We start from the raw sequence: 11,871 nt of genomic DNA, 5'->3' as shown, positions 1-11,871 counted from the left end.
GCGTCACCCCGCCTTCTGGAGCAGCGCGCCCTGCCGGATCGCCGCATCGCCGCGCGCCTCGTGGACGAGTTCGCCCGACGCCACCTTGGCAAGGTAGTCCTTGAACCAGACCAGCGCCGACTGCTCGATGTATTCGTGCGCATAGGCATCGACCGGCTCGATCCCGGCCTTGGTCAGGTCGGCCTTGGGACAACCGCCGATCTTGGCGACGAACACCGCGTGGCAATCGTTGATCGCTCGGATGATCGTCTCGAGCCCCTCGTCTTCGCCGTAGCCGCCCTGGCAATAGAGATCGACGCGGCGGTGGCCGACGAACTTGGCTCCGCCCGAGGAAAGCTCGTAGATCTGGAACTCCTTGGCGTGACCGAAATGCTCATTGATCACGCCGTGGCCCTTGGTCGCCACCGCGACGAGCATCTTGATGTCGCCCGCGGCCTCGAGCCCGTCGAGTTCGCTTGCCTTGGCCGCGACTTTCGCCTGGCGTTCGGCCTCGACCGCCTGCTGATAGGCCTTGCGGCCCTCGGCGTCGTATTCGACCTCCATCGCCATGATCTTGTCCGTGGTGAATTCCTCCGAGCGATCCTCGCCGAGCAGGCCGACCGCGTCGGCGCGGCACTGGCGGCAATGGCGCATCATGTTCATGTCACCCTCGCACTCGTCCTGCAGGGCCTTCAGCTCCTGCGCGGTCGGGCCGCGCTGGCCGTTGAGGCCGAATACGGTGCCGTGCTCGGGCGCCGAAATCAGCGGCATGATGTTGTGCAGGAACGCCCCGCGCGACTTCACCGCCTTGTTCACCTCGACGAGGTGCTTGTCGTTGATGCCCGGGATCATCACCGAGTTGATCTTGGCGAGGATGCCGCGCTCGGTGAGCATCTCGAGACCGAGAAGCTGGCGTTCGGTGAGGATCTTGGCGGCTTCGTAGCCCTGGAGGCGCTTGTTCTCCCAGAACACCCAGGGATAGATGTGCTGGCCGATTTCCGGGTCCACCATGTTGATGGTGATGGTGACGTGATCGACCTTGTACTTGGCGATCTCGTCGACCCAGTCGGGCAGCGCGAGGCCGTTGGTCGAAAGGCACAGCTTGATGTCGGGCGCGACTTCGCTGATCAGCCGGAACGTCTCGAAGGTCTTGGCCGGATTGGCGAGCGGATCGCCGGGACCGGCAATGCCGAGCACCGTCATCTGCGGAATCGTCGAGGCGACCGCGAGCACCTTCTTCGAAGCTTGCTCGGGGGTCAGCCGTTCGGAGACGACGCCGGGGCGGCTCTCGTTGGCGCAGTCATACTTTCGGTTACAGTAATTGCACTGGATGTTGCAGGCGGGCGCGACCGCGACGTGCATGCGGGCATAGTGGTGGTGCGCCTCTTCGGAATAGCACGGGTGGTTCTTCACCTTTTCCCAGATTTCGGCCGGCATATCCGCCGGGCCCGCGCTCGAGCCGCAGCTCGCCTTGCCGCCATCGCTGCTGGTGCCGCAGCCCTTGTGCTCCGCCATCTTCTGCATGACGTCCGCGATATCGACGACGCCGTCAGCATCCTGCGCGTCGTTCAGATCGTCGAAACTGGTTTCGGTCATACGAGACTCCCCGGTCTGGCCCGGTCCGACAACCTGACGGCGCCGGGACATGTTTTGCTGCCAGATCCATCGCAAGCCTCGTGCCATTCGCGCAAAAGCGCCGTAATCCGGGGCCTTATGCCGCGTCGCAGCAAAAAATGTCGCAAGCGCGGATGTGCGTTTCGCGCCAATGTCACGACCCCGACATCGTTCGCGGCCCGGTGTTCCCGAGCAATCTTCCGTCGTGCGGCATGCGAAGGAAAGCGGCCGCCCTCGCACGCGAGGACGACCGCCCGGCTTGCCGACAAGGGGGGAAACCGATCAAGCCATCAGGTGCTCGAGCGCGGGAGCGAGCGCCATGTCGATCACGCCGATGCCCTGCTCTTCGAGAAAACGCCGCTCGTTGCGCGTGAGCGTATCGAGCTCGACCACCGCGTAGTGCCGCTCGCCCGACCGCTTCATGATCTGGCGGGCATAAGTGCGCAGCAACTGGTCGTGGAACCGGCAGCCGAGGAAAACGAAACCCAGCCCGGTGCGACGCCGGCGGACCTCTTCGGGAATAGGCGTCTGGATGTCGATCTCGGTCAGAACCTCGACATAGTCGGCGTCGGAGATGAGGAAATTGGCTTCGGGCGCGATGCCACCGTGCGGCGTGTAGAGCAGCGTCGCGGCCGCCTCGGCCGCAGCGGCATCGACCTGCGCGCCGCTCGGATCGTAGAACCGGAACCAGCGGTCCTCGCCGATCCCGGCGCGGGTGATGCCCTGCACTTCGATCCAGCCGGTGCGAGACGCAAGCGCCTGGCGCATCTCGCCCGCGTACCAGCTATCGACGATCAGCCGCAGCGGCAGCCCGGCGAGCCATTCGTGGAAGGGGGCGGGCGCGACGCCGACCGCGAAGGCGTCCTTCATCCAGGCGGTCACGGTGTCGCGGAACTTGTAGCTCTCGATGTATTGGGCAGCCGCCCAGGCATTGTCCCGCGCCCGCTTGGGCAGCGCGGTCTTGGTCGCGAAGAAGGCCGCGATCGCCTCGGGCGTCATCGGCGCTTCGGGTTGCGAGAGGGCCGAGATGCCGGGGCCGAGGTAGGGCACCAGCGCCCCCGCCTTGAGGCCCTCGGCGACATCGCCGAGCATTTCGCGCGGATCGTCGATGGTGGCGGAGTTCATGGCCTCAGTCCTCCTCGGCGGCGGCGCGCTTGCGCGCCTCGACCGTGATCGGCAGCCGCGTGTCCTCGGCCATCTCGGGCAGCTCGAGAATCCAGCCGTTCGCGAGCCGGGCCCAGCCGCCCCACAGGCTCTCGCGCTCGGTCTCGACGATCGGTTCCTCGAGGTCCTTCTTGGGCACGTAGGCGGACAGCACGCCTTCGGCGCGGCGGATCATGACTTTCATTGCGGCTCCTCCGCAGACTGGGACGGGTCGGGTTCGACGAGCCGCATCACGCGCGGTTCGAGCAGACGGGCGAGTTGCGGCACTCTGGCGATGCGCTCACGGGCGAGATCGCGGATGGTCGCTTCCGGATCGTCGAGCAGCGGTTCCAGCTCCTCCTCGGCGATCCGCTCGGCCACGGCGAAGCGCACGCGCATGTCGCTGTCGACAAGAAGCAGCCGGAGCTGATCAAGCGGCAGCCGCATTGCCACTTCGCGACGCACCAGCGGGTCGGGGTCGAAGCACATGTCGGGCAGCGCCCGCACGTCGATGCGCCGCGCCACCCAGGCGCGCACTTCGGGATCGGGATCGTGCCGCACCAGCGGCAGCAGCTCGGCGGGCATCCGCCGCACCGCGGTGATGCGCACCATGTAGGCCTCGTCGCTGATCGCCGGCAGCAGGTCCTGGCCGGTCAGCCGCGAGGCCGCCGCGATGCGCACGTCGATATCCTCGTCGTGGATCATGTGACGCACCCTGTCGGCGGGCATGCGCAGCGTTGCCATGGCCCGAACCTCGGGCTCGGTGTCGGCGAGCAGGGCGCCGAGCCGGAAGACGTTGGCATAGCGCGCCGCGCCGGCGCGGACTTCGAAGTAGGGATGGTCAAGATATTGCTCCGCCAGTTCCGGATTGGCCGAAAGGAAACGCTCCACCCGCCGCGCGCGGCGGTCACGGATGCAGGCCCTGCCCTTGGCGCAGAGCCCCGCCGCGTTGATCGACTGATGGTCGCATTCGCGGCAGCGCACCGGGCGCCCCTTCCAGTCGAGCGCCGCCGCGAGATCCTCCTCGGACACCTGCGATCACCGCCCGATCCGTCAGGCCGGCACGCAGGTCCCGGGCACCGGGCACACGGCGTCGCACTGGGGGTGATCGAAGTGCCCTTCGCATTCGGTGCACTTCGCCGGATCGATGATGAAGGTATCGCCCTTCATCCGGATCGCGGCGTTGGGACACTCGAATTCGCAGGCGCTGCAGCCAGTGCATTGCGAGGCGATGATCTTGTAGGCCATGGTTCGTCTCCTGCTTTTTCCAGGTCGATGCAGGAAGCGTGCCAGCACTGAAACGCAGCGAATCCGGGCGTTGGCGCTCAGGACAGGTGTCGGGTCCGCGACAAAGATTGTCGCAAATGTCTCGTCGGCGGGAGATGGATCGCGCACGGCATCACCGGCGCGTCGCCGGCCATGGCGCGAAGCTCAGTGGTGGACGTCGGCCGGTGGCGGCGACGGCGTGTGCTCGCCGCACCAGTCGTTGTGGAAGGTGAGCGGCCAGCCTTCGTAGTGCGGCGGATTGCGACGGCACTGTCCCAACAGGCTACCGTCGCGAAAATCCACCTGAAGCCAGAAATTGCAGGCAAAGCACAATTGCCGATCTGCCAACCTTATCCTCCGACGGCACGTCAGCGCCATTCGCGACCCGGGTCCCCGAAACGGCCCTAACCCGCGACACCGGGTTGCGGGACACAGGACCGAAACCGGCACCATCCGGCTTCGGTGACGCGACATAACACGAGGAAACCCCCGGTCTGCAACGAAAATGCGGAAATTACCGACAATCGCACCAAAACGTTTCTTGGCGGACAAAGGTTAGACGACGTCGCGCGCCAGTTGATCCGACCTGTCAAACATACTGGGTTTCCTTGGCATCAAGCGTTGGCTAAAGTCGGTTCATGTCTCCGGAAGAAATGATTAAGAACAGTCCGATTGCGGCTTTGATTGCAGACCCGCACTCCGAAGATACGCCGATTATCGCCTGCAACGATGCTTTCCTGGAACTGACGGGTTACGAACGAGAGGAAGTCATCGGCCGCAATTGCCGGTTCCTTGCCGGCCCGGACACCGAGCCTTGGCAGTCGCAGCGCATGCGCATCGCCATTCGCGAACGCCGGCCCGTGCAGGTCGAGCTCCTCAACTATCGCAAGGACGGCTCGACGTTCCGCAACGCCGTGCTGATCGCCCCGATCTTCGATGCCGACGGGCGCATCGAATGGTTCCTCGGCTCGCAGGTGGAAGTGCCGGAGGATGGCAGGGACGGTGAGGCCAACGGTCACCGTGTGCAGTCGGCCCGCACCCGGTTCGCCGCAGCCAGCCCGCGTCAGCGCGAAATCCTGGTGAAGATGGCGGAAGGCAAGCTCAACAAGCAAATCGCGTTCGAACTCGGGCTGAGCGAACGGACGATCAAGATGCACCGTTCCGCGCTTTTCAGGGCGCTCGGCGTGCGCACCGCCGCCGAGGCGATCCGGATCGCGATCGAGGCGGGCCACTGAGCAAACCGTGCCTTTTCGGACATGTCGCGCGGTGACGCCGCAGGCGGCAGTCTCGCGAGGATGACGGCAAGCCCACCATCACCCGCACCGGCGGCTCCGCGATGAGCGCCGGGCCCTCTCCCCGGGCAGCCCCGCCCGGACCGCGCCGCGCCTGCGTGTTCGGCACCAGTGGCGGTATCGGGGGCGCCTTCGCCCGCCAGCTCGCTCGCGAGGGATGGACCGTTCACGCGGGCTCGCGCTCGGGCGGCGGCGAACGGCTTTCGGCTATGATCCCGTTCCGCTTCGACCTCACCGAAGAAGCCTCGATCGCCGAGGCGGCGCGGACCACAGGAGCGGACGGTCCGCTCGACATGGTCTTCGTGGCGACGGGTCTGCTGCATGGACAGGGCTTCGGACCGGAAAAGAGCTGGTCGATGATCGATCCTGAAGCGATGCGCCAAGTGCTTGCGGTCAACACGATCGGACCCGCCCTCATCGCCAAGCATTTCCTGCCGTTGCTGGCACGCCAGCGCCCCTCTGTCTTCGCCGTGCTGGGCGCGCGGGTCGGTTCGATCGCCGATAACCGGCTCGGCGGCTGGCACAGCTACCGCGCCTCGAAGGCGGCACTGGCGATGCTGGTTAAGGACTTCGCGATCGAACTGGCACGCCGCAATTCCGCCGCGATCGCCGTGGCCCTGCATCCCGGGACCGTCGATACCCGGCTGTCCGAACCGTTCCAGGGCAGCGTTCCGGAGGGCAAGCTGTTCACGCCCGAATTCAGCGCCGCGCGGTTGCGAGAAGTGATCGACGGTCTCCGGCGCGAGCACAGCGGGCAGCACCTCGCCTGGGACGGCAGCCTCATCCCCGCCTGAGCGGCTGGCGCATCCCCGCCTAGCCGCGACGGGTGGTGGCGACCCGGGCCTGGCGGGGCCGTCCCTGATCGAGAATGGTCATGTTGAAGGCGATCGTGACGCGATCCGTTTCGGCATAGTTGGGATAGACCATGTGCCTGAGATATCCGGGGAAGATCAGCAAGAGACCCGGATGCGGGTCGATACGGCTGGCTTCGAAGATCATCCGCTCCGCAAACTTGTTCATCGGCTTGAGGCCGCCTGCGGGGTTCTGGAATTCAATGGTGCCGCTGCGATCGACGTCCGAGCCGGGCGTCGCGACATAGTAGCATCCCGAAAGATTGCTCATGGCATGCGTATGCGGCATGTTCATCGCCCCGTTCCCGCTGACGTTGACCCAGCCTTCGGTCAGGAACGGATGCTTGAGCGGATCGAATTCCGGCCAGTATCCGCGGACCGAGCCGATCAGCGCGCCCCTGATCGCCTTGACGAGCTTCTGGAACGCGGGCTCCTCGCGCGAGAACAAGGTCGTAGGCGAGTGCCAGCCCGTAACATTGCTGACCTGCAAGCCGGGATCGTCGGCGCGCCACTTGGCGACCGCCTCCAGAAGCTCCGCGTTCAGCTCGGCGCAGTCGGGTACTTCGTAGTGATCGATACGCGAGGCGAACGAATGCACCGAACGCAGCTTGTTGATCGCGTCAACCAATTCCCCCTCCCTTGCTTGCGAGAAGTCTTCAGGCCAGCGCCCCGTGGCAATGCTTGTACTTGTTGCCCGATCCGCAGGGGCACGGCGCATTGCGGCTGATCGGCATGTCGGCATAGGGATTGTCGCCCGCGCCGCCGGGACTGGCGGCGGCCTGCGCGCTGCCCGCGAGCGAGCCGAACAGCGCCGCGCGCTGCGCCGAACCGTCGCCATCGTCCGAATTGTCGAGCCCGGTCAACGGATCGATGTGGCCGGTCAGGAAATCGGGCAGCTCGGGCAGTTCGATCGGCTCGGGCATGCGCAGCTCGCTGACCGAGAGAATACGCGTCACATCCTCGCGGATCGTCTCGAGCATGCGCTCGAACAGGCCGAACGCTTCCTGCTTGTATTCGTTGATCGGCGTTTTTTGCGCATAGGCGCGCAGGAACACGACCTGGCGCAACGCGTCGAGCGTGGCGAGGTGTTCCTTCCAGTGGTGGTCGATCCGGTCGAGCAGCACGCTCTTTTCCACCTGGCGCCAGACGGAGGGATCGTCCTTGGCCATCTTGGCGTCCATGTGCTCGCTCGCGAGCGCGGCGAGGCGTTCCTCGATCAGTTCCGGCTCCATGCCGTCTTCCTCGATCCAGGCCTCGATCGGGACTTCGACCGCAAGCGTATCGAGCGCTCTCGCCTTGAGCGCCTCGATGTCCCAGTGCTCGGGATAGGACCCCGGCGGGCACGCCGCGCCGACGATGGCGTTGACCGTATCGGCGCGCATGTCGGCGACGATGTCGTCGACCGTCTCGGCATCCATGATGTCGGCGCGCTGTTCGTACACGACCTTGCGCTGGTCGTTCATCACGTCGTCGTACTCGACGACCTGCTTGCGGACTTCGTAGTTGCGCGCCTCGACCTTCTTCTGCGCCGTCTCGATCGCCTTCGAAAGCCACTTCGAGCCAATCGCCTCGCCGTCTTCGAGGTTCGAGTTCATCATCCGCGCGAACAGCGTATCGGGGCCGAAGATGCGCAGCAGGTCATCCTCGAGGCAGAGGTAGAACTTGCTCATGCCCGGGTCGCCCTGGCGCCCCGAGCGGCCGCGAAGCTGGTTGTCGATGCGCCGGCTTTCGTGGCGCTCGGTGCCGATCACGCACAGCCCGCCCGCGTCGAGCACCTGCTGCTTTTCGGCGGCGACCTCTTCGCGAATACGCGCAAGGCCCGCCTCGCGCTCGGGGCCCTCGGGCACGTCGCGCAGTTCGTCCTCGACGCGGAATTCGATGTTGCCGCCAAGCTGGATGTCGGTGCCGCGGCCCGCCATGTTGGTGGCGATGGTCACCGCGCCGAGCCGTCCGGCCTGCGCGACGATGTGCGCCTCCATCTCGTGGAAGCGGGCGTTGAGCACCGAATGCTTGACGCCTTCCTGGTTGAGAAAGTTCGACAGCAGTTCGGACTTCTCGATCGAGACCGTGCCAACCAGGACCGGCTGGCCCTTCTCGTTCTTCTCGCGGATCAGACGCGCGATCGCGGCGAACTTGTCGGTCGTGTTCTTGTAGAACTCGTCCTCTTCGTCGTCGCGCTGCACCGGCACGTTGGTCGGGATGGTGACGACGTTCATCTTGTAAATGTCGTAAAACTCGGCCGCCTCGGTCGCGGCGGTGCCGGTCATGCCCGACAGCTTCGGGTACATGCGGAAGTAGTTCTGGAAGGTGATCGAGGCCATGGTCTGGTTCTCGGGCTCGATCTTGACGCCCTCCTTGGCCTCGACCGCCTGGTGAAGGCCGTTCGACCAGCGCCGGCCCTCCATCATGCGGCCGGTGAACTCGTCGATGATCACGACCTTGTCGTCCTTGACGATGTAGTCGGTGTCGCGCTTGAACATGACCACGGCCTTGAGCGCCTGGTCGAGGTGGTGGACCACCTGGGTGTTCTCGACGTCGTAGAGGTTGGAACCTTCGAGCAGGCCCTCGGCCTCGAGGATGCGCTCGGCCTTCTCGACGCCGTCCTCGGTGAGGGTGATGTTCTTGGTCTTCTCGTCGGTCTCGTAGTCCTCCGGTTCGAGCCGCTTCACCACGGCGTCGACCGCCATGTAAAGCTCGGACTTGTCGTCGGTCGGGCCCGAAATGATCAGCGGCGTGCGCGCCTCGTCGATCAGGATCGAGTCCACTTCGTCGACGATCGCGAAGTTGAACGGCCGCTGCACCATCTGGCCGCGATCGTGCTTCATGTTGTCGCGCAGGTAGTCGAAGCCGAACTCGTTGTTGGTGCCGTAGGTGATGTCGGCGCCATAGGCCTCGCGGCGCTCGAACTCGTTGAGGTTGGGTACGATCACGCCGATCGTCAGGCCGAGGAAATTGTGGAGCTGGCCCATCCACTCCGCGTCGCGGCGGGCGAGATAGTCGTTGACGGTTACGACGTGGACGCCCTTGCCCTCGAGCGCGTTGAGATAGGTCGCGAGCGTGGCGACGAGGGTCTTGCCCTCACCGGTGCGCATTTCGGCGATCTCGCCGCGATGGAGGACGATGCCGCCGATCATCTGCACGTCGAAGTGGCGCATGCCCAGCACGCGCTTCGAAGCCTCTCGCACCGTCGCAAAGGCTTCGGGCAGGATCGCGTCGAGCGTCGTGCCCTCGGACAGCATGTGGCGGAACTTGGCGGTCTGCGCCGAGAGCTCGTCGTCGCTCATCGCCTCGATAGCGGGTTCGAAGGCATTAATCTGCTGGACGATCTTGTCGAGCGATTTGACGTAACGCTCGTTGGCCGAGCCGAAGATGGTTTTGACGAGTGCGCCGAGCATGGCGGTTTTCCTGTTCGTTCTGATATCGGGAGATCTGCGAAAGCGGCGGCCCCGCACGCAGTCGGCGGAAGACGCGGGGGGTCGGGGTCGGCTCGAAAGCCGCCGGCGCTATTCGTGGGCGCGATCGATCCCGGGGCGCACGGCAAAGGGGCGATAGCCCGACGCGGGCGCGGCGATCGGCTCGGCGACCAGCCGCGTCGTGCGCAGACCGGGTGCGGGCAGCCGGGCCAGCCCTGCAGGGACCGGGGAAGGCCGGCGCGTTCCCGGGCTGGCGAGAGTCGAGACAACCGAGGTGGTGCGCGCGCAGTCCCGCGCCTGCGCAGGCGATACCTGCGCAGCGAGCCCCGTCAGAAGGGCCAGCAGGGTCAGGAAAAAGCGGCTGGCCATGGCCGCCAGATAGGTAGGCGCCGATGAATAGTCCACTACCGAAGCGCACTATTCCCCTGCGGCCCGCTCGAAACGCGTGAATTGAGGGAGGAATTCGCCCGCCACGCAAGGCGCCGCCCACGCGCGCCCCGCGCGAATGCTTGACTGGACCGCACCAGGCGATAGCGCGGCGCCATGACGATTCCCGCCTCGCCGCTCGCCCAGCCCTTCCCCCAGATGCCCGCGATCGCCGGTGTGACCGCGCGCGTGGCGCGCGCCGGCTACAAGGACTGGGGCCGCTGCGACCTGACTTATGTCGAACTGGCCGAGGGCACTGCCGTCGCTGGCGTGTTCACCAAGAACCTGTGCTGTTCGACCGAGGTCGAGATGGGCCGCGAACAGGTCAAGATCGGCAAGGCGCGGGCGCTGGTGGTGAATGCCGGCAACTCCAACGCCTTCACCGGCTATCGCGGGCGCGAAGCGGTGGAACAGATCGCCGGGCAAGTGGCCGAGCATCTCGGCTGCGACGCGAGCGATGTCTTCGTCTCGTCGACCGGCGTGATCGGCGTGCCGCTGCCCAAGGACAAGGCGCGCGATGGCGTCACCCGCGCGCTCGCTGCCGAGCCGTGCTCATGGCAAGAGGCCGCCGAGACGATCGGCACCACCGATACCTTCGCGAAGGGCGCCACGGCCTCGGCGATGATCGGCGGCACCCGCGTCGAATTCGCCGCGATCATCAAGGGCAGCGGCATGATCGCGCCCGACATGGCGACGATGCTCGGCTACGTCTTCACCGACGCCGCGGTCGATCCCGCCTTCCTCCAGCAGTGCCTGAGCGCCGCCAACCTCGCCACGTTCTCGTGCATCACGGTCGATTCCGACACTTCGACCAGCGATACCGTGCTCGCCTTCGCCACCGGCAAGGCGGGCAACGCGCCGCTCGTCTCGTTCGACAGCCCCGGCGCCGACGCCTTCGCCGCCGCGCTCGCCGATGTCTGCCGCCAGCTCGCTCACCTCGTGGTGCGCGACGGCGAGGGCGCGCGCAAGTTCATCGCGATCACCGTGACCGGCGCGGCCTCTGACGACAGCGCGCGCAAGGTCGGCCTCGCGATCGCCAACTCGCCACTGGTCAAGACCGCGATCGCGGGCGAGGACGCCAACTGGGGCCGCGTCGTCATGGCGGTGGGCAAGGCGGGCGAACCGGCCGACCGCGACAGGCTCTCGATCGGCTTCGGCGGCGTGTGGGCCGCGCGCGAGGGCCTGCCGCTCGCCGACTACGACGAAGCGCCGGTCGCCGCGCACCTCAAGGGCAGCGACGTGACAATCGAGGTCGACCTCGGTCTCGGCGAAGGCCGTGCCACCGTTTGGACCTGCGATCTCACGCATGGCTACATCTCGATCAATGCCGACTACAGGAGCTGACGCGATGCTGACGATCTGGGGCAGGCTCAATTCGCACAACGTCAAGAAGGTCGTGTGGGCCGCCGAGGAACTGCGGCTCGAATACGAGCGCATCGATGTCGGCGGCCAGTTCGGCATGGATGCGGACTACCTGGCGAAGAACCCCAACGCCCTCATTCCGACGATCGCGGACGGCGAGGTCGTGCTGTGGGAATCGAACACGATCGTGCGCTATCTCATGGCGCGGTACGGCGGCGAGCGCTGGTGGCCCGCCGATCCGGCCAAGCGCGCGATGGTCGAGCGCTGGATGGACTGGCAAGGCGACTACGCCAACGCCCAGCGCGATGCCTTCATCAATCTCGTGCGCACACCCGAGGCCAAGCGGGATCAGGCCGCGACCGAGCGCTCGGTGGCGGCAAGCGCAAAGAAGCTGGCGATCCTCGACGGCTTTCTCGCCGAGACGCCCTGGCTCTCGGGCGACGAGTTCGTCGCCGGTGAAGAACGCTGAAGCCCGCAGGAAAGCGTGGGTTTTATCGAAGTCCAAGTAATCGAAATCACAAGGTT

At 65.9% G+C, this 11,871-nt stretch carries 12 protein-coding genes; 4 read left to right on the top strand and 8 right to left on the bottom strand.

Annotation, left to right across the window (positions count from 1 at the left end; translation table 11 throughout):
- Positions 1-3 precede the first annotated feature (3 nt).
- The 5 genes from nifB to B2G71_RS14735 form a co-directional block, all read right to left on the bottom strand.
- Positions 4-1,575 carry a nitrogenase cofactor biosynthesis protein NifB gene (nifB, locus tag B2G71_RS14755; protein ID WP_098107145.1) on the bottom strand — a complete coding sequence of 524 codons (1,572 nt, stop codon included), beginning with the start codon at positions 1,573-1,575 and terminating at the stop codon, positions 4-6.
- A gap of 300 nt (positions 1,576-1,875) precedes the next feature.
- Positions 1,876-2,718, bottom strand: coding sequence for an SIR2 family protein (locus B2G71_RS14750; RefSeq protein WP_098107143.1), 843 nt, complete (start codon positions 2,716-2,718; stop codon positions 1,876-1,878).
- A gap of 4 nt (positions 2,719-2,722) precedes the next feature.
- The gene (gene nifT, locus B2G71_RS14745) at positions 2,723-2,941 is read right to left on the bottom strand and encodes a putative nitrogen fixation protein NifT (protein ID WP_098107141.1); all 219 of its coding nucleotides are present in this window, start codon (positions 2,939-2,941) and stop codon (positions 2,723-2,725) included.
- The gene (locus B2G71_RS14740) at positions 2,938-3,768 is read right to left on the bottom strand and encodes a 4Fe4S-binding leucine-rich repeat protein (RefSeq protein WP_098107139.1); all 831 of its coding nucleotides are present in this window, start codon (positions 3,766-3,768) and stop codon (positions 2,938-2,940) included. Before B2G71_RS14740 ends, nifT begins: the two co-directional genes overlap by 4 nt.
- A gap of 21 nt (positions 3,769-3,789) precedes the next feature.
- Entirely contained in the window at positions 3,790-3,984 is a 195-nt protein-coding gene (locus tag B2G71_RS14735) for a 4Fe-4S dicluster domain-containing protein (RefSeq protein WP_098107137.1), read from the bottom strand.
- 671 nt (positions 3,985-4,655) lie between these two features.
- Here B2G71_RS14735 and B2G71_RS14730 point away from each other — a divergent pair.
- Positions 4,656-5,237 (top strand): PAS domain-containing protein, encoded by a 582-nt coding sequence (locus B2G71_RS14730; RefSeq protein ID WP_098107380.1) that lies wholly within the window; start codon positions 4,656-4,658, stop codon positions 5,235-5,237.
- A 101-nt stretch (positions 5,238-5,338) separates the two neighbouring features.
- Entirely contained in the window at positions 5,339-6,088 is a 750-nt protein-coding gene (locus tag B2G71_RS14725) for an SDR family NAD(P)-dependent oxidoreductase (protein ID WP_098107135.1), read from the top strand.
- A 19-nt stretch (positions 6,089-6,107) separates the two neighbouring features.
- Here B2G71_RS14725 and B2G71_RS14720 read toward each other — a convergent pair whose 3' ends face one another.
- From B2G71_RS14720 to B2G71_RS14710, 3 genes are all read right to left on the bottom strand, one after another.
- Positions 6,108-6,773 (bottom strand): TIGR02466 family protein, encoded by a 666-nt coding sequence (locus tag B2G71_RS14720; protein ID WP_168176372.1) that lies wholly within the window; start codon positions 6,771-6,773, stop codon positions 6,108-6,110.
- Positions 6,774-6,801: 28 nt separating this feature from the next.
- Positions 6,802-9,540 carry a preprotein translocase subunit SecA gene (gene secA, locus B2G71_RS14715; protein ID WP_098107132.1) on the bottom strand — a complete coding sequence of 913 codons (2,739 nt, stop codon included), beginning with the start codon at positions 9,538-9,540 and terminating at the stop codon, positions 6,802-6,804.
- A 108-nt stretch (positions 9,541-9,648) separates the two neighbouring features.
- Positions 9,649-9,963 (bottom strand): hypothetical protein, encoded by a 315-nt coding sequence (locus B2G71_RS14710; protein WP_240530168.1) that lies wholly within the window; start codon positions 9,961-9,963, stop codon positions 9,649-9,651.
- A gap of 138 nt (positions 9,964-10,101) precedes the next feature.
- Between B2G71_RS14710 and argJ the strand changes: the two genes are divergently transcribed.
- Complete coding sequence (argJ, locus tag B2G71_RS14705) at positions 10,102-11,328, top strand: bifunctional glutamate N-acetyltransferase/amino-acid acetyltransferase ArgJ (protein ID WP_098107130.1); 1,227 nt, start codon at positions 10,102-10,104, stop codon at positions 11,326-11,328.
- 4 nt (positions 11,329-11,332) lie between these two features.
- The gene (locus B2G71_RS14700) at positions 11,333-11,815 is read left to right on the top strand and encodes a glutathione S-transferase N-terminal domain-containing protein (protein ID WP_098107128.1); all 483 of its coding nucleotides are present in this window, start codon (positions 11,333-11,335) and stop codon (positions 11,813-11,815) included.
- Positions 11,816-11,871: the final 56 nt, after the last annotated feature.

Origin of the sequence: Novosphingobium sp. PC22D (assembly GCF_002556635.1) — a bacterium.
Lineage (GTDB): Bacteria > Pseudomonadota > Alphaproteobacteria > Sphingomonadales > Sphingomonadaceae > Novosphingobium.
The sequence above is the reverse complement of the archived record's forward strand: the minus strand, read 5'-3'. Positions and strand labels throughout refer to the sequence as shown.